Raw genomic sequence first — 21,750 nt, 5'->3', positions numbered from 1 at the left:
ATCAGTCGTCGCCTGGCTCGCCGACTTCGCGCGCGAGGTGGGCCAGTGCGGCGAACTCGGAGGGAGCCATCGCGTCGGCGCGCTTTCGCAGAAGGTCTTCGTCGGCCGCGTCGACGACCGCGTCGGGCGCTTCGAGCCCGGTGATGTGGGACGTGTTCCGGATCGCGTTGCGGATCGTCTTCCGACGCTGGGTGAACAGCGCCTTGACGAACCGCAGGAAGAATTCTTCGTCGTCGACCTCGTAGTCGGGGTCGCGCGGGACCGCCCGAACCACCGCGCTCCGGACCGCCGGCGGCGGCGAGAAGGCCTCCTTCGGGATCGATTCGACGAGTTCGACGTCCGCGTAGTGCTGGCTCGAGACCGAGAGTCGGCCGTACTCGCTGGTCCCGGGCTCGGCGACCATCCGTTCGGCGAACTCCTGCTGGAACATCAACACGAGCGGCCGCTTTTCCGGAAACAGCCGGAAGGCGATCTCGCTCGAGACGCCGTAGGGAAGGTTCGACACTGACGCGGTGAACTCGGGCAGGTCGACTTCCAGAGCGTCGCCCTCGATCACGGTCAGGTCGCCGGCGTCGATCTCGTCGGCGAACTCCTCGCGCAGGAATCTGGCGAGTTCGCGGTCGCGCTCGACGACCGTGACCTCGTCGCCGACCGCGAGCAGTCGGTCCGTCAGCGCGCCCGTTCCGCCGCCGATCTCGAGCAGGTGGCTCGTATCGGCGTCGATCTCCTCGAGATAGGTTGGCAGCCGGTCTAGCACCCTGTCATCGACGAGGAAGTGTTGATCGCGATCCGGATCGCCGCGGACGCCCGCCCGGGCGATCAGTCCGTCTGGATCTCTCATCGCCTGCGCTACGGCTGGCGCGGTGTAAAACGCACCGTCTCGAAGGCGGTCGACTCCGCCGGTCGTCCCGTCGTTCGGTTCGACCCGGATCGCGACCGACCGCGAGAATAGTTACGCCTGGTTCTGGTCTTGCTCACCTTCCCGTCGGCCCACGAACGTCTGGTACTTCAGGTCGTCGTCGCGCAGCTCCTCTAAGATGCGCTCGACGAGGATCTCATCGGGGTCGTGGAGCCCGGAGACGCGATCGGACAGCTCCTCGAAGCTCTCGAAGGGTTTGCGCTTGCGCTCGTCGAGGATGCTGTTGCGGAGTTTCTTCCCGATCCCCGGCAGCAGGTTCAGCTGGTGGAGTCGCAGCGTAATCGGTTGGGCGTCGTTGTAGAAGTCGACGAACCGCTGTTCGTGCTCCTCGACGAGATCCTGGACGACGTACTCGAGCTCTGACTGCGCGCCCGAGGAGAGGTCCCCGTACTCGACGCGGTGGGCCTCGGTGACGATGTCCCGTTCGGCGGGCGGTTCGACGACCACCTCGCTGCCGATCGTGAGCCGCTCGTTCTCGTCGAAGGCGACTTGATAGAGCTGAAAGTCCTCGATCCCCACGGCGTAGCCGGCCGGGGACTTTGCGTACTGCGGTCGGCCGTCGTCGGACAGCCCGTGTGCGAGGTAATCCAACACGACCGCGCGCCGAACGTCCGGCTCGCCGCTATCGGCTTCGCTCATTGGTTTTCGATACGGCGAGGGCGTACTTAAAGAGTCGGCCCGTTGCCATCCGGTCGGTGCCGGCGGTCGTCGGTCGTGCGTCGCGGCTGGAGTCGATCGACCGACTCAGGCGTACTGCGCGACGACGTTGAGGATTTCGTCGAGCTCGTCCCCCGACAGCGAGTAGCGCTGCTGTGCGTAGACCGAGCGGAGTTCGTCCCGATCGCGCGGCAGGAGGTTGGCGATCTTGTAGGCCGTCGGTTCGTCGACCTTCTCTACCTCCTGCAGGTCGTCGACGAGTTGCTGGGCCTCCTCGGGCTCGAGGACGGTAAAGCGGTTGACGTGTTCGATCGCTCGCGCGAGTTCGTAGCGCAGCTCGCGATCCTCCTCGAGGGCGCGTTCGGCTTCGATGTCGGCGAGCAGCTCCTTCGTCTCCGAGACCGTCAGGAACTCCTCGTCGACGATCTCTTTGAAGATCGTCATTCCTGACTCAGATTCGGCTCTTCTCCTGATTCTGGGCGCGCAGGTGGGCCGCAGTCACGAGCAGCGTCTTGTCCTTCCCGCCGTCGTTGATCTGGACCTTGAACGCGCTGCCCTGTTTGCCGACGACTTCGCCGGTCCGACCGTCGAAGCGCGGGTGGAAGCGACCGTCAGCGACGCTGGGGTCGATCTTCAGGTGGACCTTCTCACCCTCCTCGTACTCCTGAATCGCACGCTGTGGCGGCGAGGTACCGCGTTCTCGGGGGTCGTTCGCGAGCTTCTTCCGGGTTCCCTGACGAGGGCCATTAGATTTCGGCATAGTCGTACGACCGCTTTGTCCGGTGACGGTTATAAAACACACGTATTACGCCCATCTCCGCCGGCGTCCCCGTCAGTCGGCAGCACCGACCGGTAACGCCACTAACACGGCAGTGTGAGTGACTCGAGCACGGTACCGATCCCCGATCACCCCGGCCGTCCGCAACAGTGATCCGGCCGCGCGGCGCTCACACGAGTATGGACGACGACCACGATCGCGACCGTCGGATCGAGACCAGGTCGATCCACGCCGGTCAGGAACCGGATCCAGAAACGGGCGCGCTGATGACGCCGATCCACGCCAACTCCACCTACGAGCAAGACGCACCAGGCGACCACCGGGGCTACGAATACTCGCGGACGGGGAACCCGACCCGGACGGACTTAGAGGAGAACCTCGCGAGCCTCGAGAACGCCGAGTACGGCCGCGCGTTCGCCAGCGGGATGGCCTCGATCAACACCGTGCTCAACCTGTTGGAAGCCGGCGACCACGTCGTCACCGGCAACGATGTCTACGGCGGCACCCACCGGATCTTCACGCAGGTCTACGAGGACTACGACATCGAGTTCTCGTTCGTCGACATGACCGACCTCGACGAACTCGAGGCGGCCTTCCGAGACGAGACGGAACTGCTCTGGCTCGAGACGCCGACGAACCCGCTCATGTCGATCGTCGATATCGAGGGTGCGGCTGAGATCGCCCACGACAACGACGCGCTCTGTGCGATCGACAACACCTTCGCGACGCCGTACCTCCAGCGACCCCTCGATCTGGGCGCCGATATCGTCTCTCACTCGCTGACCAAGTACCTCGGCGGCCACTCCGACGTCGTCGGCGGCGCCCTCCTGACGAACGACGAGGAGTTGGACGAGCGCTTTGGCTTCTACCAGAACTCCGTCGGCGCGACGCCTGGCCCCTTCGAGTCGTTCCTCGTGCTCCGGGGCACCAAGACCCTGCCCGTCCGCATGGACCGCCACTGCGAGAACGCCCGCGCCATTGCCGAGTGGCTCGACGACCACCCCGACGTCGACCGGGTCTACTACCCCGGGCTCGAGTCCCACCCGGGCCACGAAATCGCCGCCGAGCAGATGGACGACTTCGGCGGGATGCTGAGCTTCGAACTCGACGCGAGCTTAGAAGAGGCCAGCGAGGTCGTCTCGAACACCGAGGTCTTCACGCTCGCGGAGAGCCTCGGCGGCGTCGAGAGCCTGATCGAACAGCCCGCGCCGATGACCCACGCCGCCATTCCGCGCGAGGAACGGCTCGAAGCCGGCCTCTCGGACAGCCTGATTCGCGTCTCGGTCGGCATCGAGCACGTCGACGACCTGCTCGGCGATCTGGACCAGGCGATCGACGCCGTCCTCGACTGAGTCGCGACGACTCGAGTTCTCCGTCATCCCGCCGTGCATCCGGGATCGGCGTGCGATCGTCCCGCGAGGACGCAACGCTTTCGGGCCGGCGATCGAATGCCTTCGATATGACGACCGACAGCGACGATCCGGGCGTATACGCACTGCCGCTTTCCGTCGAGTACGGCGGCCGCGAGCTCACGGTCACACCCACGGCCGTCGAGACCGACCGCGGCCTGGTCCTGATCGACGCAGGCCCGCCAGGCGCGGTCGGGCAACTCCGGGCCCACCTCGACCCGCTGGGCTTCGACCTCGAAGACATCTGGCTGGTCGTTCTGACCCACCACGACGGCGACCACGTCGGCGGCCTGGCGGACCTGCTCGAGCGCGTCGATGCGGTTGTCGCGACCCACCGCGCGGAAGCGCCCTACGTGTCGGGCGAGCACGATCCGATCAAGGGCGACGGCGACGACCGCTATCCACCTGTCGATGTCGATCTGGAACTGACCGACGGCGTTCGGATCCCGACGCTGGCGGGCCCGATGCGCGTCGTCGCGACGCCGGGTCATACGCCCGGCCACATCTCCCTGTACCTGCCCGATGGAAACCTGCTGATCGCCGGCGACGCGCTCGTCGCCGACGGCGACGAACCGCTGTCCGGCCCGAAACCGCGCTTCACCCCCGATATGGAGCGGGCGATCGAGTCCGTCGGGAGCCTGGCGGCCCTCGACGTTGACCACACGCTGTGTTTCCACGGCGGGTACGTCGACCGCGGGACCGATCGCATTCGAGAGATCCACGACGAACTGCGCGAGTGAGCGGGGCGGCGGCTCGCGGAGAATCTAACGTCGACCCGCGGACTTCCCGAAGCGGAATTCTCATCGGTGTCGGTCACGTATCGCCGCGTAATGCGTCTCGAACTCCGCGTCTGTCAGCACTGTCTCGACGGCGATCACGGCAACGAGAAGCGGACGGCCCTCCTCAACGACATGGTCAACTGCGCCGAACAGATCAAGGAGTACAAGGAGGTCATCGACCTAGACGAGGTCCACATCCGCCGCGTCCGGGACGACGAACCCGGGAAGCCGGAGGCGCTGCCGGTCGTCGCCGCGACGATCCAGAAAGATCAGGTCGTGCTCAACGACACGCAGCTCGTCGCGGAGGGCCAGGACGGCAATATGCTTCTGTACGCTAATCCGGACGACGTGCTGACGGTGCTGGCCGGGAACTTAGACGAGATCAGCAAGGCCGTCCCGGAGGACGTGACCGTCGACCTCTCGTCGGTCGGCGCCGAGATCGTCTCTCAGGCCGATCTGGGCGCGGATCCCGATCAACAGCCGCAGTAGCGACGGCCCTGTCGTTTGAGAAATCGACCGTCGGAATAGCGTCACCGGACGGGTTCTGACGAATCGACGTCGTCGAGGTGGGGGATTCGGTAAACAGCGGACTCGACGGTCGGTTCGGACAGCATAGCCACTGGTCGACAGCGATCCGAGCGAAAAACGGCTGTAAACTGACGACTTCAGATACGGCCGACGTTTTCGACGCCGACGCTCTCGACGCCGTCGACCTCGGTGAAGTTCTCCTCGACGGTTTCCGTGCCGCCCGCGCCGTCCGGGACGATCACGGTCGGGTAGAGGGCGGTGAGGCCGAACGCGACCTCCTCACGTTCGACGCCGTTGATCTTCGCGCCCTCGGGGAGGGAGCTTTCGAGGCGCTCCTGAAGCGCGTCGAGGTCGATCTCGGGGCTGTTCGGCATGACCTTGATTTTGGCAGCGACTTTTCCCATGGTACTGGAATTACGGACCGGTGAACCCGCAGTCGGGGCACTCGTAGAGGTTGCTCTGCTTGCGGCACTTGGCACAGCGGTAGATCTGCTGGCCGCACTCCGGACACTTGAACGCCGCGGCGTTCGTGCCAGCGATGTTGAGCCCGCAGGAGACGCACGAGCGCGTCTCGCGGTCGTCGGTCGTACTCATACCCCTTCCTTTCCGCCCATCGTTTTTAACCGTTGTCTTTCGAGGGTCGCCAGCGCGGCGGTCGGCGATCGACGAGTCGATCCCTCGTGTCAGCACCAGTGATCGCCGGCATTTTCCGACTTGGAAAACGCTCTCACGGCTACTTTACCATGCACCCGAAAGATGTGTGTGAGGTTCGGTCACCCGACGCCCGACTGAACCTCTGCCTCTGACATACGCGACTTCGGCCCGCCGGCCGAACTCGTTCCCGAACCGCGCCCGTTCTCCCAGAACTCAACATTCAAAGCAGCCCCGCCCCTAGATCGAGTGAATGCGCCTCGACGACTACATCGAGGAACTCGAGCCCGACGAGGAGGCCGAGCGCCGCCGCCTGGCCAAGGAGAAGTCCTACGCGATCACGGACCATCTAGAGGAGTTCGAGCGGCGGTTCGACGACGCGCTGAGCGGCGACACGCTCGTCGGCTCGACCTCCCCCTCGATCTTCGTCGGGCGGTCGAACTACCCCGACATTCCGGTCGGGCTGCTCTCCCCGGTCGGCGACGAGGACGCCGCCGAGGAGTACGTCACCGACGGCGACTGGTACCGGCAGGGCTACGGTATCGACGACGTGCTCCAGCGCCGGACCGGGCTCCTGAACTCGAACAAGCGCGCGAACGTCGACTCCCCGTCGATCGCGAGCCGGCTGACGCCCAACGTCCACGACGCCTGGAACGGCTTCGTCGGCGTGCAACGCGAGGTCGCCATCGCCGACCGGCCCGTCGACCTCGAGATCGGGCTGGACGATACCCCGGACCTCGGCTTAGACGCGGGGACGGACGTCGCGACCCCGCGCGGGCCCCAGGCCAACGCCCGGGACGCGGAGCTCCGGGAGAACCCCTACGTCCCGAAGCCCGTGAAGAAGACTCTCGAAGACGACGACTGGCAGGCCGAGGGGGCGATGACCTACCTCTACCGGCGCGGCTTCGACGTCTACGACATCAACTCGATCCTCTCGGCCGGCGCGCTCGGCCAGACCGAACAGCGCCGCCTGGTCCCGACGCGGTGGTCGATCACGGCCGTCGACGACACCGTCGGCAAGTACCTCCGCGGGCGCATCCGGAACGCGCCCAGCATCGACGAGGTACAGGTCTGGGCCAACGAGTACGTCGGCAACCGCTACTGGGTCGTCCTCGCGCCCGGCAACTGGGAGTTCGAACTCGTCGAGATGAAGGCCCCGGGCAGCATCTGGAATCCGAATCCGAACGACGATATCTGGCTCCAGAGCGCCAGCGAGGGATACGACGGCCGCTCGAGCTACGTCGAGGAGACCGCGGGCGCCTACTACGCCGCCAGGCTGGGCGCGCTCGAATACCTCGAGTCGATCGGCCGCCAGGCGAAGTGTCTCGTCCTCCGGGAGGTCTCGGACGACTACTGGGCGCCGGTCGGCGTCTGGCAGGTCCGCGAGAGCGTCCGCAACGCCTTCGAGGGAGAGTATGGCGAGGCCGAGACGTTCCACGGGGCGGTCGCGGAGGTCGCGTCCCAACTGCCGGTCTCCTACGCGCGATTGCGGCGCAAGTCCGAACTCGCGGCCGGGTTGCAGTCGAACCTGAACGCGTTCTCCAGCACGAGTTGACGACCAGCGGCTGCAACTGCACCGGTCGGTCGTTTGCGTCACCGAGTTCGATTAGCCTGAAGAGCCGTGGCTGCGTCGCGTCTGGAATCGGGTTCTCGATCGAATCGACGGGCCGAACGCCCATCCTCGAACCTGTTACTGCACGGCAAAGTGGCCACTGATACCACGTTGCATGCTTTCGAGTAATAGAACAATCCACTTTTATTCCCGGAACGCATAACTCGGCCAATGTCACTCGACTTCACCCCGATGACGATCGACGACATCGAGCCGGAGCGGCGCCCGTCGTTCGCGCTCGCGCTCGTTCCGGTCTTCGCGGTCGTCATCTTCCTCGGCATCGGATCGGCCGTTCTCGGCCTCGATCCGCACGTTCCGCTGCTGTGGAGTATCGTCTTTACCGGCGCCTTCGGCCGCTACCTTGGCTACCGGTGGAACGATCTCTACGAGGGGCTCGAAAACAGCCTCCTGATGGGACTGCAGGCGCTGTTGATCATCTTCACGATCTACGGGCTGATCGCGACCTGGGTCGGCGCCGGCACGATCCCGGCGATGATGTACTACGGGCTCAAACTGCTGAACCCGACGGTCTTCCTGCCCGTCGCGGCCGTGCTGGCGGCGATCGTGGCGTTCTCGATCGGCTCCTCGTGGACGACGGTCGGGACGCTTGGCGTCGCCTTCGTCGGAATCGGCCAGGGACTCGGCGTCGACCCGGCGATGACCGTCGGTGCGGTGATCTCGGGCGCCTACGCCGGCGACAAGCAGTCGCCGCTGTCGGACACGACAAATCTCGCGGCCGGCGTGACTAACACCGACCTCTACGCTCACATCCGCCGGATGCGAACGGGAACGGCCATCGCGTTCGGGCTCGCGGTCGCCGGCTTCGCCGCGCTCGGCCTCCGGACCAGCGGTGAGATCCCGGTCGACCGCGTCGCCGAGATCCAGACCGCGCTTGCGGGCACGTACGACCTCTCGGTGCTCGTCTTCCTGCCGCTCGCGGTCACCTTCGGCCTGGCGCTCTACGGCTACCCCGCGCTCCCCTCCCTCGTGGCCGGCGTCTTCGCCGGGGCTATCACGACGATCCTGGTCCAGGGGACCGGCTTCGTCCCCGCCTGGGAAGTCTTCATGTACGGCACCGAACCCGAGACCGGTACCGAACTCGTCAACGAACTCCTCGCGACCGGCGGGCTGACCGGCTCCGCCTGGACGATCACGATCGTCGTCGCGGCGCTCACCCTCGGCGGCTTACTCGAACGGACCGGCGTGCTGGCGGTACTGGCCCACAACCTTTCGCAGGGCGTCACCAGTTCCGGGACCCTGATCGCCGGGACGGGGATCTCCGCCATCGCGATCAACGCGCTCACCGCCCAGCAGTACATGAGCATCGTCATGCCCGGCATGACGCTTCGGAACCTCTACGAGGAGTTCGGCCTCGACAGCGACGAACTCTCGCGGGCCGTCGAGGCGGCCGGCACGCCGACCGGCGCGCTCATCCCGTGGCACGCCGGCGGCGTCTTCATGGCCTCGGCGACCGGTGTCGACACCCTTGCGTACGCACCGTTCTACCTGTTTGGCATCCTCTCGCCGCTCGTGCTGTTCGCGATGGCGATGTCCGGTCGCGGCGTGCCGACGACCGACCGGACCGAGCGGCCACAGCACGCCGACTGAGACCCGCCGCGGTCGACCGACCTGCGATTCGATCACCGAATATTCGATCCGTCTTATCGCTCCGTTTTCGCGTCCGCGAGCGACTGCTCTCGCTCGATCGGCGGTCCGTCGTGGCCGCTCGACTCCGCGGACGCCGACTGCACCGCGACGTTCCGATCTCGGTCCGGCACCTGATCCCAGTCGATCCGCTGGACGACCGTCACAGCGGCCACGAGCGTCGCGAGCACGACGGGGCCGACGAACAACCCGACGATCCCGAACAGGGAGACGCCGCCCACGACACCGACCAGGCCGATCGCCGGATGGAGGCCGGATCCCTTATCGACCAGAATCGCTCGCAGGTACGCGTCGACGACCGCGAGGACGGCGACGCCGTAACCCGCCAGGAGCGCGCCGCGGACGGGCCCGATCGCGACCGTCTGTGCGACCGTTACCGGCCCCCAGACGAGCCACACGCCGATCGTCGGCAGGAACGACGCGCACACGAGAACCACAGCTAACGTGGTCGCGTACGGAACGCCGAGTAGGGCGAGTCCGATGCCGCCGAGGATCCCTTGTACGACCGCGACGAGCACGTGACTCCGGACGACGGCCCAGGTGACGGCGTGGACCTCCGCGAACAGGGCGTCGAGGACCCGCGGATCGAGCGGTGCGATCTCGCGAAGCCAGGCGACGAAGTCCGCGCCGTCGACGAGCAGGTAGTACAGCAGGAAGACGGCGAGGAACAGCCCGACCGCGACGTCGGCCCCCGTCGTGACGAGGCCGACGGCCCGATTCAGCGTCAGATCCGCGGCCGTCGAGACCGAGCCGGCGAGTTCCGCGCGCAGGGCCGACTCGACCGCGGCGACCGACTCGTCGGCCAGGCCGAGTTCGGTTCGTGCCAGGTCGCGCCAGGCGTCGGCGATCCGATCGGGGTCGAGCGAATCGACCGTCGAGACGGCGGTCCGGAGCACGACCAGCGAGACGAGTACCAGCGGGACGATGCCGGCGACGACGGCGACCACGGTGAGCGCGAGCGCGGCGAGCCGCGGTCCGACGCGGGCCGCCAGGCGCTCGTGGGCGGGACGGAGGACGACCGCGAGCACGCATGCGAGCAGCACATACTCGGCAAACGGGAGGACCATGAGGGCGGCAAGCCCACCGAGGACGCAGGCCAGGAGGGCGAACACCGACGTTCGTGCGTCCATGTTTCAGCCTCACGGATGTGAAACATAAGTGTTGGTATTACTTACTGTATCGTTCGCTAAAAAGAGCGGCGACGGGAGACGAAGCGGCGATCCGCGATCGGGCATCCGGGCGCGACGCGGCGTTCGATATCCGACGGCCAAAACCGAGACCGAAACCGGGAATCGACGGCGGACGACCGGCGGCAGGGTCAGAGGTTCGCGTAGGCCTCGTCGACCATCTGGCTCGTCTCGTCGACGATCGCCTGCCAGTTCTCGTCGTCGGGCGCGATGCCGAGCAGGCGCGCGATCTTCATGATCGAGACGTGGTAGACGACCTGGCGACCGGGCTCCTCCTCCCAGATGACGACATTACACGGGAACAGCGCACCCATCTGCTCGGTCACGTCGAGGACGCGATCGGCCATTTCGGGGTTACAGGCGCCGAGAACGTAGTACGGGTCGCGGTCGGCGTCGACCTTCTCGTTTAGCAGTTCCGACGGCGAGAACTCCGCCGGGACGCCGAATCCGGCGTCGGTGAACACCTCGCGGGTGTGTTCGACGGCTTCCTCGTGGTCCATCTCGAGAACTGCGCGGTGCTCGCCGTAGTCCTCCGGGTCGATCTTCGTCGGGTCGATCGGCAGGCTCATACGCGACGGTTAGTCGTCCCCGGCCTTATACGGGTTGCCGGCGACCCGACTACAGCGGAATCGGCGCCCACTCGAGGATCCGCAATATCGGGGTCGGGTCGAACAGCGGCTCGTGCAGGACCAGCCAGTCGAGCAGAACGAGCCCGCCACCGTGGGCGACCACCGACGGGAGGATGGAGTCGGACTTGTAGTCGACGGCGCCGAACAGGACGTCCGTCGGCCCCGACAGCAGGAACTCGATCGGCGGTTTCGCGGAGTGATGCAGCATGTAGACGATGGGGCTGATGAACACCGCGCCGAAGCCGACCTCCTTGACGCCGACACAGAGCAACCCGCGGTAGTAGGTCTCGGCGGCCAGCGCGAGCACGAACAGTTTGCACGCGTGCGAGGCGAACGCCGCCGGCGCAGCCGAGGTCTCCCAGATCGGATAAAACGCGCGGATCGTCGGCAACGTGGAGCCGATGACGTAGAAGGGCGTGACGAACAGCGCGAGCAGAACGGCGTTGCGGACCGCGACGCGATCGATGCGCCAACCGATGCGATTCCCGTGAGTGAGGCCGAGCACGAGCGGTCCCCCGATCAGGAGGACGCTATCGACGACGACCCGCTGGTCGATGTCGTGCGGAACCAGGCGCATCCACACCAGCGTCACGAGGGCGCCGATCAGTAGCGACTTCTGGACCCACGAGAGCGCCAGGCGGTTCCGGAGCCAGCGGTCGTCGCCTTGACCCGGCTTCGAGGCCACGGTGTTACTCGTCGGCGGTCGGGATCGGGCCGGTCCCGATCACGTCGCGGACGTGGTCCTCGAACTCCTGGTGGCGCTGGAAGTACGTCTCGTCGACCTCGTCGAGCACGCTCGAGAGTTCGCGCGGGCCCTCGGGCGTTCGGATGACGGTGTCGCCCTCGAGGCGGTCGACCTCGCTTTTCTCCTTCGGCCAGGTCAGCCGCGAACTCACGCGGGCGAGGGGCGCGCCCTCGACGGGGGTGTGTGCTCCGAGTTCGACCGCTGGCTCGTCTTCGTCCTCGTCGCTCATGGACGGTCGTTTGCGAGGGCGGCGATTCAAGCTTTCGTTTCAACCGGTCGTGATGTGCGACGCGGACGGACGGTCGCGCGTGGACCCCTCCGTAAGTTGAGAGGTGTCTGACGTATCGTTTTGTGGTGGGACGCCGAACGGCTGCCCATGACAAGCCTGACGGAGGTCTACGACGGGACCGCATCGGGGGTGACGGGCCGCCGGCTGTACGCGGGGACGGCGCTCGTAGTGTTCGGTGCGGCCCTGGCCGTCGTGGCCGTGCTCGTGGCGACGACCGACCTCTTCGGCGGGTTCGCGGCTGATATCTCGGGGGAGATGGCCGCCCGGTTCGCGACCGTCCGCGCCGCGGGGATCCTCGCGGGTCTCAGCGTCCCCACCATCCTCGTCGGCGTCTTCGTCGTCCTGCCGGCGGGCCGTCGCGTTCAGGCGACGGCCGCGATCAGCGCGAGCCTCTGCCTGCTCGGAGTCGCGCTCTTCTGGCAGGCCTACCCCCAGCGCTGGCGGTACGGAAGCGATCAGCTAACCCTCGAGGTCTCCGTGATCTACCTGCTCGGGCTCCTGACCGCGATCTGGTGTCTGTTCGCCGCCGTGGCGACGTTCAAGCGCCGCAACGATCCGGGCGGCATGCTCCAGATGAACGTCACCCGCCACAACAAGACCGTCGTCAACGTCGACGACGAGGACGCCGGCTCGAGCGGGTTCGGCGGCATCGGCTTCCTCGGCGGGACGCCCGACGGCGACGTGGACACCCAGACCAACGCGGACGACGGCGCCGCGACCGCCAACGCCGACCGATCCAGAACCGACACGACGCTCTCGTACGACGAGGGAGCGAACGGCGGCCGCTCGTCGCGGACCGGCCGCGCAAGCGGGTCCGGTGGAGGGAGCTCCGGTACCGGATCCGGGTCGATATCCGGCCGGCCAGGCGTCGCGACCAGCGACGGTGGCTCCGCGGCCGCGGACATCACCTCGCCGCTCGATACCGCCGGCGACGCGGACGTGGGCGACGGCCGCGACGCGGAGATCGTCGAGTCGTCGACGACGCCCGACACGCCCAGCCAGCCGACGGACCGCTACTGCGGGAACTGCAAGCACTTCGAGTACGTCCGCTCTTCGGAGGGGATGGTCCCGTACTGCGCCCGCCACGATCGGGCCATGGACGACATGGACGCCTGTCAGGAGTGGACACCGAACAATCGGCGATAGCGGTGTCGGTAGCCGCCGTCAACGATGTCGATTCGGTCTCGTCCTCGGCCGCTCGTTTTCGGGTCGCGTCGCTCTCGGTCGCCGCGAAACGGAAGCTATAGCCGGGCCGCGCGGCTACCGGAATCCGAGATGTCGTGGTACCTCTTGCTCGTCGCCGGTCTGTTCGAAGTCGCCTGGGCGATCGGTCTCGAATACTCGGACGGGTTCTCGAACCCCCTGCCCACGCTGGGCACCGGGATCGCCATGCTCGTCAGCCTGGTCCTGTTGGCGAAGGCGATCGAAGACCTCCCGGTGGGGACGGCCTACGCGGTCTGGACGGGGATCGGGGCCGTCGGGACGGCATCGCTCGGAATCGTCCTGTTCGACGAGCCCATCAGCCTCTCGCGGCTCGTCTTTATCGGCACGATCGTCGTCGGCATCGCGGGCCTTCACCTCTCGACTGGCGGTCACTGACTGCGGCCGTGACCGAGACTGCGACGGGCCGTGCGGAGGGAAAACCGCATCCGCTACAGGTCGTCCGTTACAGGCCGAGAACGTGTCGTCCCATCCGGAAGCCCCACTGTGGGAGTTCGAACACGAACGTGGCGGCGAGCAGCAACTCGCCGACGGTGACGACCACCGTCACCAGATCCGCGCGCTTGCTGCTGACCGTGACGCCGACCGGCAGGCCGAACTCCTTCTTCCAGACCGGATAGAACAGCGCGATCCCGCGCTTGCTCCCCGCGACGTCGAGCACGTAGTGGGTCAGCACGCCGATCCAGACGTACTCGAGGTTGTCGAAAACGTACGGAAAGGCGACGAATCCGATTAGGATCGGCAGGTTGTGCAACGTCTTCCGATGGCGGCCGAACGCGGTGTCGACGTCCGGGAACAGCGCCCCGAGCGTCACGGGGATGCCGAGCATCGCAATCGTCCTGAACGTCTCGGGGCCACCCGACGGTTCGAGCAGATACCCCAGCCCGATGCTCAACAGGACGGCGTTCAGCACGTGCCCCTTCTTGTTCATTACCCGGGACTGGGAAGTCGACCGGGGAATAGTTTACTCTCGAGACTATCATCGAGTCGTTTCAGTCACACGAACGAACGTCACGGCAGTTCGGCGTCGAGTTCCGACAGCAGATCGGCGAGCGCCTGGTCGACCGTTTTCGCGCGAATTTCGTCGCGGTCGCCGTCGAAGACGTACCGCGAGACGATCGAGTACGAGTCTTCGCTGCCCCACGGGGCCGCGTAGGCGATGCCGACGTAGACCGTTCCGACCGGGTTCTCCTCGGTGCCGCCGGAGGGACCGGCGATGCCGGTCGCCGAGATACCCCAGGTCACGTCCGCGACGTCTCGAACGCCCCGCGCCATCTCGCGGGCGACGGGTTCGGAGACAGCACCGTGTTCGTCGAGCGCCTCGCGACTGACGCCGAGGTGGCGGCGCTTGGCGTCGTAGGCGTAGGTCGTCAGTCCCGAATCGAAGTAGTCGCTCGCGCCCGGGACGGCGGTGATCGCGGCCCCGATCAGCCCGCCGGTACAGGACTCGGCGACGGCCAGGCGCTCGTCGGCCTCCCGCAGCGCCTCGCCGACGCGCCGCGCTCGCTCCCGATCGACGTGTTCGAGCATACCTCGAGCAACGGACCGCCGTGTTGTCAAACCGACGCCCGACCGATCGCCGGACGACGGACGACGGACGACGCGACCTCTCCCGCCCTCGCCGGACGGGATAGGAAGAGCGAAAAGACCGACGATACATACCGTGTCACATGGAGTACGAGACGCCGCTGTTCTTCCACGTGATGCAGTACGCGAACGCGGCGGACCGGGACGTCATCGACATGGTCAGTGGCAATCCTGACTGGGAACCCCCCGAGGCGCTCCGGGAGGGACTGCGCGAGTACGCCGACCTCGACCCCGACCGGTTCCAGTACCCGCCCAGCGAGGGGTTGCGCGAACTCCGCGAGGAGATCGCCGCCCGGCGCGGCGTCGACGCCGACCAGGTCGTCGTCACCAACGGGGCCGGCGAGGCGAACTACCTGGCGATGGCGCGAGCGCTCGAACGCGACCGGGGGAGCGAACTCCTCCTGACGGATCCCGTCTACCCCTACTATCCGGGGAAGACGACGCTGCTCGACGGGAGCCAACGGTTCGTCGCGACGGACGAGGAAGGCCGGCTCGATCCCGAGGCCGTCCGCGCGGCCGCGAGCGCGGAGACTGCCGCGATCGTCGTGAACACGCCGAACAACCCGACGGGCGCGGTCTATCCCGAGGAGACGATGCGAGAACTCGTCGCCGTCGCCGAGGACCACGACGCGATCCTCGTCAGCGACGAGGTGTACGACCACTACGACCTGTCGGGGCGGTTCGCGAGCGCGCTCGCAGTCGACTCCCCCAACCGAATCGTCACCAACGCCTTCTCGAAGTCGATGGCGATCACCGGCGTCCGCGTCGGCTACGCGATTTTCCCGCCGGAACTCGTCGCGGACGCCAAGCGCCGCCACATGCTGGTCAACGTCGCCACGACCAGGCCCGGCCAGTACGCGGTGTTGAACGCGTTGCGCGAGACCGGCCCCGACTACTACGAGCGAAATCGCGAGCGGCTCCGCGAGCGCGTCGAAACGTTCACCGACGCGCTCGACGCGGCGGGCGCGGAGTACACTACGCCGCGGGGCTCGTTCTACGTCATGGCCCGCTTCGACGGCTATCCGGGCACCCTGGAGAACGTCGAACGCCTGATCGACGAGGCCGGCGTCGCGGGAATGCCCGGCGAAGCCTTCGGCGACTCCCGCAGCGACTGGCTGCGGTTCGCGCTCGTAACCCCGCGGGTCGAGGAAGCGGCCGAGCGCCTGGCGACGTACTTCGAGTAAACGACCCCACCCTACTCCCTCGGCGCATACGCGCCTCGGTCCTTGAGGACGGGACTTTGCTGTGGACTCCCCGGCAATCAGTCGGCGATCGGCCTGGCGGACCGTGATCTCGTCCGCGGCGATGGATCGCCGCCCCCGGCGACGCCGGGGAGTCGAGTCCGATCGAAGCCGGCACCGATGGTCGAGACCGACGAATACTCGTGTGGGGACGGGGAATCCCGGAGTATGAGCGGCATCGACGTCGAACCGGTCGACGAAGACGAACGCGAGGCGGACGGGGCGACGGACACCGACAGCGACGACGGCGCACACACCATCGAGGTGACGCCGACGGACTCGGTCGACGACGCGTCGGACGAGCGCGAGACCGTCGACGTCGAGCCATCCGACGAGCCCATCGACGGCCCCGACTACGTCCTCTACGGCGGGAAAGGCGGCGTCGGGAAGACGACGATGGCGGCCGCGACCGCGCTCGACAGCGCCCGCGGCGCCACGCCGACGCTGATCGTCTCGACCGACCCCGCCCACTCCCTCTCCGACACCTTCGAGACCGACATCCCCGCGGAACCGACCCGCATCCGCGAGGACATCCCCCTCTACGCGGCCGAGATCGACCCCGACGCCGCGATGGAAGAGGGCCAGGCGGCGTTTCTCGGCGGGGATGGCGCTGGTACCGAAGGCGACGAGGGCGGGGGCGGCCAGGCGGGCTTCGGTCCCGAATCCGGCCAGGGGCTGTTCGGCGGCGACGCCGGCGCTGGTGCCGGAGCCGGCGGCGCGGGCGGTCCCCTCGGCGGCCTCGGCGAGATGCTCGGCGAGGAGTCGCCGATGGACGCAGTCTTCGGCGGCGCGATGCCCGGCTCCGACGAGGCCGCCGCGATGCAGCTTCTGCTCGAGTACATGGACGACGAACGGTTCGAGCGCGTGGTCGTCGACACCGCGCCGACGGGCCACACCCTCCGGCTGCTCCAGCTGCCGGAGGTCATGGACACGATGATGGGGCGGCTGCTCCAGTTCCGCCAGCGCATTAGCGGCATGCTCGACGGCGTCAAGGGAATGTTCGGCGGCGGAGACTCGCAGGAAGAGGCGGACGATCTCGAGGACCTGCAGGAACTGCGCGAGCGCATCGAGCGCCTGCGGGCCACCCTCCGCGACCCTGCGCGGACCGACTTCCGGATCGTCATGGTCCCCGAGGAGATGAGCGTCGTCGAGTCAAAGCGCCTGCGCCAGCAGCTCCGGGAGTTCGAGATCCCGGTCGGCACCGTCGTCGTCAACCGGGTGATGGAGCCACTGTCGAACGTCACCGACGACGTCGAGGGCGAGTTCCTACAGCCGAATCTCGACGACTGCGAGTTCTGCCAGCGCCGGTGGGACGTCCAGCAGTCGGCCTTAGCCGAGGCCCAGGAACTGTTCCGGGGCACCGACGTCCGGCGAGTGCCGCTGTTCGCCGACGAGGTCCGCGGCGAGGGCATGCTCGAGGTCGTCGCCGCCTGTCTGCGATAGCGGCGAGTACGATACCACGGCTCGCGGCTCTATACACGATTTCACTTCGCGGGCACGACCGTTACCGGCCGGTCGCTGCCGAGGATCACGGCCTGAGCGACGCTGCCGAACAGCACCTTGCCGACCGGGGAGCGGTGCTGGACGCCCAGGATGATCTGGTCGCTGTCGTACTCGGCTGCCGACGCGAGGATCACGTCCGGGGGGTCGCCGGTCGCCGCATGGAACGTCCACTCTATCTCGGCAGCGTCCAGGACGTCGACCGCCGTCTCGACGGACTCCGGCAGGGCGTCGTTCTCGTGGAGTCGCTCCATCTCGTCGGCGTATTCCTCGGCGAACCCGCCCGCCGCCCACTCGGCGTCCGGCCCGCCGCCGCCCTCGCTGACGTGGAGCACGTCGACCGAGACGTCCGCCGCGGCGTTCGGAAGAGTACGGACAGCGGTCGCCTGGCTCCGCGCTCGGGACTCGTTCTCGTCGACCGGAAGCAGCACGCGGTACATGGTGACACGTTCGACGCCGAGACGGATAGTGGTTACAGCCCCCGATCGCACCGCGCTCGCCGCGCCCGTCGCGGACGCTCACCCCGACTCCGCCGCGGCCGGCTCGTCGACCGGCGGCTCGCGGCGGACGACGAGCGCGACGACCGCGGCGGCGGCGACCGAACAGGCCGCGAGCAGCCACCAGGCGGCCCGGTAGTCGACCGCGTCCGCGAGGTAGCCGAAGGCGGGCGGGACGACGACCGAGCCGAGGACGACCGAGAGCTGGCCGCCGGCGGTGGCGCTGCCCAGCTCGTCGGCCGGGACCAGCGTCGCCAGACAGGAGTAGTAGACGCCGGTGTTCCCGAGGACGAAAAAGCCCAGCGCGGAGAAGGTGAGGGCCGCCTCCGCCGGCGTCGAGGCGGTGGCGGCGACGACGAACAGCCCGGCGCCGGCCAGCGCCTGGCCGATCAGGATCGCGCCGATCCGGACGCGGGGCTCGCCGGGAAGGACGTCTCCCAGCCAGCCCCCGACGATCCGCCCGGCGCTGCCGAACAGTTGGACGAGCGCGAGCACGACGCCGCCGACGGCGACGGACGCGCCGACCGCCTCCTCGACGAACAACACGGTGTAGCCGGTCGTGGTGAACAGCGCCGCGCCGAGGAAAAAGCCCGCCGCGACGAGCAGCAGGTACGGCCCGTTGTCGAGTAGCCCCCGGAGGTCCGGATCCGTCGTCGACCCGCCGTCGGCCGAGCCGGCGTACCGCAGCGAGAAGAGGATCGCGACCGCGAGTCCGACGCCGGCGGCGATCAGAAACCCGGCCTGCCAGAAGAGGACGCCGGCCAGACCGGTGACGAGCAGCGCGCTGATACCGCTGCCGGCGGTGACGCCGACCTGTTTGATGCCGATCGCGACGTTCTGGCGCTCCGGCGCGACGTTGTCGTAGATCGCCTTGTTCGTTCCCGGAATGGCGGTTGCGTACAGGGAGCCGAGGACGAAGACCGACCCGAAGAGGAGGGGGACGGACGGCGAGCCGGCGACCATCGCCGCGCCGAACGAGAGCCCGCTCAGGCCGACGATCAGGACTCGCTTCTCGCCGACGCGGTCGATCAACGTCCCGACTGGGAGCAGGAAGATCGCGTAACCGATCGTCAGCGCCGTCACGACGAACCCCACCTGAAACCGCGAGAGGCCGAATTCGGCGCGGAAGAAAGTCGTCGCCGCGAAGACGGTGTAGTAACAGACGCTCGCGGCCACCTGCCAGAGCGTGACGAGCGAGACGAGCCGTCGATCCGACCGGTCCATCGAACGTCGCGACCTATCCCGAGGGCGGGCTTTAGTATGGCGGGGCTCGCGACGCGAGACTGCTGTTAGTCCCGCTCGTCGCCGCTCCACTCGCCGCCCACGCGGTCGACGCCCATCATCGACTCGCCCGGGTGTTCGGTGAAGACGACCTTCATGTTCTCGTCAGGGACGTCGAAGGTCTCGCCGACGTACGCCATGGTCGCGAGCGCGAACGCGCGTTTGCGGTCGAACGAGCGGCCGCGACGAATCTCGGCGTCGAGGAAGAGCACCGGTCCGTCGACGGCGCGCCCGAGGTGGAGGTCCGCCTGGCCGCGCTCGCGAATCGAGACCGCGACGTGGCCCGCGGTCGTCGCCATCTCGTCGGTGTACAGGTCCGTTACCCGTTCGGCGAACGCCGTCTTCTCGGCGTCGGAAAGTGACAGTGTCGTCTCGAACTGCAGTAGCGGCATACCGCGACTTGGATCGGAATCAGCTTATACGCTCGTCCGTGCCGCCAGGCGCGGTGTAGGGACCGTGTAAGCGACCACTATTATGCGCCTGGTCGTGGGAGCACTCCGAAACATGGTGGCCGAACGCGACCGATCCGGCCGTTCGCTATCGCGGCTGTGGCGGTACCTGTGGGTCGTCAATGCCCGGACGAAGGCGTACCTCACGCTCGACGCGCCGGCCATGATCGCGGACATGGACGACCTGACGGCCGAGGAACGACGGCTCGCGCGGCGCGTCTTTTCGGACGGCGGGCGCGACGCGGGCGAGCGCGGCGCCGCCGGGTCCGGTAGCGAGACCGAAACTGGGACCGGAACCGAGACTGCGACCGACGCTGATCCCGGCGGCGGCGCCGGCGGCAGTCGCGGCGACGACGGCGGCTCCCCGTTCGACGTCGGCGGCACATACGCCCTCCGACAGAAGGTCGGCTTCGTCCTCGGGCCGGTCCTGTTCGCGCTCATCTTCCTCTCGCCGACGCCGAGCGGGCTGTCGGCGGCGGGAAAGGCCGTCGCGGCCGCCACCGCCTGGGTCGCGATCTGGTGGATGTCCGAGGCGATCCCGATTCCGGCGACGTCGCTGTTGCCGATCGTCCTGTTCCCGCTGACGGGCGCGCTGCCCGCGGCGGAGACGACGCCGTCGTACGGGCATCCGCTGATCTTCCTGTTCATGGGCGGGTTCTTCCTCGCGATGGCGATGCAGCGGTGGGGGCTCCACCGGCGGATCGCGCTCCGGACGATCAAGGCCGTCGGCACCGAGCCCTCGCGGCTCATCCTCGGATTCATGCTCGCGACGGCGTTTCTCTCGATGTGGGTCTCCAACAGCGCGACCGTGATGATGATGGTCCCCATCGCGCTGGCGGTCATCTACCAGACCGCCGACCTGATCGACGAGGCCGGCCTCGACGTCGACACCAGCGAGGGGAACTTCTCCTTCGGCGTCGCGCTGATGCTGTGTATCGCCTACGGCGCCTCGGTCGGCGGCGTCTCGACGCTGATCGGCACCCCGCCGAACGTTCTCTTCGCGGGCCAGGCGTCGGCGCTGTTCGACCAGTCGGTGACGTTCGCCCAGTGGATGCTCTACGGCGTCCCCATCTCGATCGTCGGACTCGTGGCCGTCTACGGCTACGTCACCCGCCTCGCGGTGACGCCCCAGTTCAGCGAACTCCCCGCCGGGGCGGACACCATCGACCGCGAACTCGAGCGCCTCGGGCCGATGAACACGCAGGAGATGATGGTCGGCGTCGTCTTCGTCGGCATGGCCGCGGCCTGGATCGGCGCTAGCCTGATCGAGCCGCTGTTCGGTGTGACGCCGCCCGAGGACTCGGACACGATCGTCGCCATCGGCGGTGCCCTGGTTCTCTTTACGCTCCCGACGGAGACCGAAACGGGCGCGCACACCTTCCTGCTCGACTGGACCAACGCCGTGGACATCCCGTGGGGCGTCATCCTCCTGTTCGGCGGCGGCCTCGCGATCGCCGACGCCTTCGGCGAGACCGGCCTGGCGGCCTGGATCGGCGAGCAACTCGAGTTGCTCGCGGGGGTTCCGATGGTCGTCATCCTGCTGGCCGTGGTCGTGATGACGATCTTCCTGACCGAGGTCACCTCGAACACGGCGACGACGGCGATGCTGATGCCGATCTTAGCCGGCGTCGCGGTGGGGATCGGCGTCCACCCGTTCGGACTGATGATCGCAGGCGCGACGGCGGCGTCCTTCGCGTTCATGCTGCCGGTCGCGACGCCGCCGAACGCGATCGTCTTCGGCAGCGGCTACATCTCGCTCCCGCAGATGGCCCGCATCGGGAGCGGGCTCAACGTCATCGGGATCGTCCTGATCACGCTCGTCGCGCTCGGCTGGCTGCCGATCGCCTGGGGGATCGAGATCGGGACGCTGCCGGCCGAGTTCGCCGAGGCGTTCCAGGGGTCCTAACGGTCACGCGGGTCGTCGGCCGCGGGAATCGGGATCGATTCGGGCGACCCGTTGAACCGGAGTTTCAGATCAACAACTGTGGTTGGAACCCAGCACCGTCCCGAGTTCGATCGTTGCTAGAACGCAAGCGTTCGAAGACGCCGTATAACGACACAAACTCAGTTGAATAGTCATATAATTCGGAGACACAATCACCGCGTTCAATACACGCGTAGGTGCT

25 protein-coding genes are annotated in these 21,750 nt (G+C 67.4%); 10 read left to right on the top strand and 15 right to left on the bottom strand.

The features are described 5' to 3' along the window. Position 1: 1 nt before the first annotated feature. The 4 genes from BMY29_RS02240 to BMY29_RS02225 all read right to left on the bottom strand — a co-directional run bounded on the left by BMY29_RS02240 (position 2) and on the right by BMY29_RS02225 (position 2,336). Positions 2-841 carry a 16S ribosomal RNA methyltransferase A gene (locus BMY29_RS02240; RefSeq protein WP_049991108.1) on the bottom strand — a complete coding sequence of 280 codons (840 nt, stop codon included), beginning with the start codon at positions 839-841 and terminating at the stop codon, positions 2-4. Between the two features lie 111 nt (positions 842-952). After that, positions 953-1,558, bottom strand: a complete 606-nt coding sequence (locus BMY29_RS02235) for a DUF655 domain-containing protein (protein ID WP_049991107.1) — start codon at positions 1,556-1,558, stop codon at positions 953-955. Between the two features lie 105 nt (positions 1,559-1,663). Continuing rightward, a complete protein-coding gene (locus BMY29_RS02230) occupies positions 1,664-2,020 on the bottom strand; it encodes an RNA polymerase Rpb4 family protein (protein ID WP_049991106.1) in 357 nt (118 codons plus the stop codon). Between the two features lie 7 nt (positions 2,021-2,027). After that, positions 2,028-2,336: a 50S ribosomal protein L21e gene (locus tag BMY29_RS02225; protein ID WP_049991105.1), complete on the bottom strand. Its 309-nt coding sequence runs from the start codon at positions 2,334-2,336 to the stop codon at positions 2,028-2,030. 197 nt (positions 2,337-2,533) lie between these two features. On the opposite strand from BMY29_RS02225, the gene BMY29_RS02220 reads away from it, so the two are divergent. From BMY29_RS02220 to BMY29_RS02210, 3 genes are all read left to right on the top strand, one after another. Continuing rightward, positions 2,534-3,706: a cystathionine gamma-synthase gene (locus BMY29_RS02220; protein ID WP_049991104.1), complete on the top strand. Its 1,173-nt coding sequence runs from the start codon at positions 2,534-2,536 to the stop codon at positions 3,704-3,706. Positions 3,707-3,813: 107 nt separating this feature from the next. Further along, positions 3,814-4,503: an MBL fold metallo-hydrolase gene (locus BMY29_RS02215; protein WP_049991103.1), complete on the top strand. Its 690-nt coding sequence runs from the start codon at positions 3,814-3,816 to the stop codon at positions 4,501-4,503. Positions 4,504-4,593: 90 nt separating this feature from the next. Further along, entirely contained in the window at positions 4,594-5,031 is a 438-nt protein-coding gene (locus tag BMY29_RS02210; protein ID WP_049991102.1) for a hypothetical protein, read from the top strand. A 176-nt stretch (positions 5,032-5,207) separates the two neighbouring features. Here BMY29_RS02210 and BMY29_RS02205 read toward each other — a convergent pair whose 3' ends face one another. Beyond that, positions 5,208-5,474 carry an elongation factor 1-beta gene (locus BMY29_RS02205; RefSeq protein WP_049991101.1) on the bottom strand — a complete coding sequence of 89 codons (267 nt, stop codon included), beginning with the start codon at positions 5,472-5,474 and terminating at the stop codon, positions 5,208-5,210. Positions 5,475-5,484: 10 nt separating this feature from the next. After that, complete coding sequence (locus BMY29_RS02200) at positions 5,485-5,664, bottom strand: HVO_2753 family zinc finger protein (protein ID WP_013881574.1); 180 nt, start codon at positions 5,662-5,664, stop codon at positions 5,485-5,487. A gap of 310 nt (positions 5,665-5,974) precedes the next feature. Between BMY29_RS02200 and nreA the strand changes: the two genes are divergently transcribed. Beyond that, positions 5,975-7,276, top strand: a complete 1,302-nt coding sequence (nreA, locus tag BMY29_RS02195; protein WP_049991100.1) for a DNA repair protein NreA — start codon at positions 5,975-5,977, stop codon at positions 7,274-7,276. Between the two features lie 228 nt (positions 7,277-7,504). Further along, complete coding sequence (gene arcD / locus BMY29_RS02190) at positions 7,505-8,941, top strand: arginine/ornithine antiporter ArcD (RefSeq protein WP_049991099.1); 1,437 nt, start codon at positions 7,505-7,507, stop codon at positions 8,939-8,941. 53 nt (positions 8,942-8,994) lie between these two features. Here the strand turns inward: arcD and BMY29_RS02185 are convergent, their stop codons facing one another. The 4 genes from BMY29_RS02185 to BMY29_RS02170 form a co-directional block, all read right to left on the bottom strand. Beyond that, the gene (locus BMY29_RS02185) at positions 8,995-10,128 is read right to left on the bottom strand and encodes an AI-2E family transporter (protein WP_049991098.1); all 1,134 of its coding nucleotides are present in this window, start codon (positions 10,126-10,128) and stop codon (positions 8,995-8,997) included. Positions 10,129-10,316: 188 nt separating this feature from the next. Then, positions 10,317-10,754, bottom strand: coding sequence for a DUF302 domain-containing protein (locus tag BMY29_RS02180; RefSeq protein ID WP_049991097.1), 438 nt, complete (start codon positions 10,752-10,754; stop codon positions 10,317-10,319). A 49-nt stretch (positions 10,755-10,803) separates the two neighbouring features. Continuing rightward, on the bottom strand, positions 10,804-11,499 hold the full coding sequence (locus tag BMY29_RS02175; RefSeq protein ID WP_049991096.1) for a CPBP family glutamic-type intramembrane protease: 696 nt from the start codon (positions 11,497-11,499) through the stop codon (positions 10,804-10,806). Between the two features lie 4 nt (positions 11,500-11,503). Beyond that, positions 11,504-11,788 carry a DUF5789 family protein gene (locus tag BMY29_RS02170; protein WP_049991095.1) on the bottom strand — a complete coding sequence of 95 codons (285 nt, stop codon included), beginning with the start codon at positions 11,786-11,788 and terminating at the stop codon, positions 11,504-11,506. Positions 11,789-11,935: 147 nt separating this feature from the next. Between BMY29_RS02170 and BMY29_RS02165 the strand changes: the two genes are divergently transcribed. Both BMY29_RS02165 and BMY29_RS02160 read left to right on the top strand, forming a co-directional pair. After that, the gene (locus BMY29_RS02165) at positions 11,936-12,994 is read left to right on the top strand and encodes a cell division protein CdpA domain-containing protein (protein WP_049991094.1); all 1,059 of its coding nucleotides are present in this window, start codon (positions 11,936-11,938) and stop codon (positions 12,992-12,994) included. Positions 12,995-13,123: 129 nt separating this feature from the next. After that, positions 13,124-13,447, top strand: a complete 324-nt coding sequence (locus BMY29_RS02160; RefSeq protein WP_049991093.1) for a DMT family transporter — start codon at positions 13,124-13,126, stop codon at positions 13,445-13,447. A gap of 67 nt (positions 13,448-13,514) precedes the next feature. Here BMY29_RS02160 and BMY29_RS02155 read toward each other — a convergent pair whose 3' ends face one another. Then, a complete protein-coding gene (locus BMY29_RS02155; protein WP_049991092.1) occupies positions 13,515-14,000 on the bottom strand; it encodes a metal-dependent hydrolase in 486 nt (161 codons plus the stop codon). A gap of 80 nt (positions 14,001-14,080) precedes the next feature. Then, positions 14,081-14,599, bottom strand: coding sequence for a CinA family protein (locus BMY29_RS02150; RefSeq protein ID WP_049991091.1), 519 nt, complete (start codon positions 14,597-14,599; stop codon positions 14,081-14,083). Positions 14,600-14,739: 140 nt separating this feature from the next. On the opposite strand from BMY29_RS02150, the gene BMY29_RS02145 reads away from it, so the two are divergent. Both BMY29_RS02145 and BMY29_RS02140 read left to right on the top strand, forming a co-directional pair. Continuing rightward, complete coding sequence (locus BMY29_RS02145; protein WP_049991090.1) at positions 14,740-15,840, top strand: pyridoxal phosphate-dependent aminotransferase; 1,101 nt, start codon at positions 14,740-14,742, stop codon at positions 15,838-15,840. Positions 15,841-16,065: 225 nt separating this feature from the next. Beyond that, positions 16,066-17,340: an ArsA family ATPase gene (locus BMY29_RS02140; protein ID WP_049991121.1), complete on the top strand. Its 1,275-nt coding sequence runs from the start codon at positions 16,066-16,068 to the stop codon at positions 17,338-17,340. Between the two features lie 41 nt (positions 17,341-17,381). Here BMY29_RS02140 and BMY29_RS02135 read toward each other — a convergent pair whose 3' ends face one another. The 3 genes from BMY29_RS02135 to BMY29_RS02125 all read right to left on the bottom strand — a co-directional run bounded on the left by BMY29_RS02135 (position 17,382) and on the right by BMY29_RS02125 (position 19,567). Further along, positions 17,382-17,837: a universal stress protein gene (locus BMY29_RS02135; protein ID WP_049991089.1), complete on the bottom strand. Its 456-nt coding sequence runs from the start codon at positions 17,835-17,837 to the stop codon at positions 17,382-17,384. 78 nt (positions 17,838-17,915) lie between these two features. Further along, positions 17,916-19,118, bottom strand: a complete 1,203-nt coding sequence (locus BMY29_RS02130; RefSeq protein ID WP_049991088.1) for an MFS transporter — start codon at positions 19,116-19,118, stop codon at positions 17,916-17,918. 65 nt (positions 19,119-19,183) lie between these two features. Then, complete coding sequence (locus BMY29_RS02125; protein WP_049991087.1) at positions 19,184-19,567, bottom strand: tautomerase; 384 nt, start codon at positions 19,565-19,567, stop codon at positions 19,184-19,186. Positions 19,568-19,679: 112 nt separating this feature from the next. Here BMY29_RS02125 and BMY29_RS02120 point away from each other — a divergent pair, with 112 nt between their 5' ends. Next, positions 19,680-21,530 carry an SLC13 family permease gene (locus tag BMY29_RS02120; protein WP_049991086.1) on the top strand — a complete coding sequence of 617 codons (1,851 nt, stop codon included), beginning with the start codon at positions 19,680-19,682 and terminating at the stop codon, positions 21,528-21,530. Positions 21,531-21,750 lie beyond the last annotated feature (220 nt).

It is taken from the genome of Natrinema salifodinae (assembly GCF_900110455.1).
Lineage (GTDB): Archaea > Halobacteriota > Halobacteria > Halobacteriales > Natrialbaceae > Natrinema > Natrinema salifodinae.
This window is presented reverse-complemented; position numbering and strand designations above follow the sequence as displayed.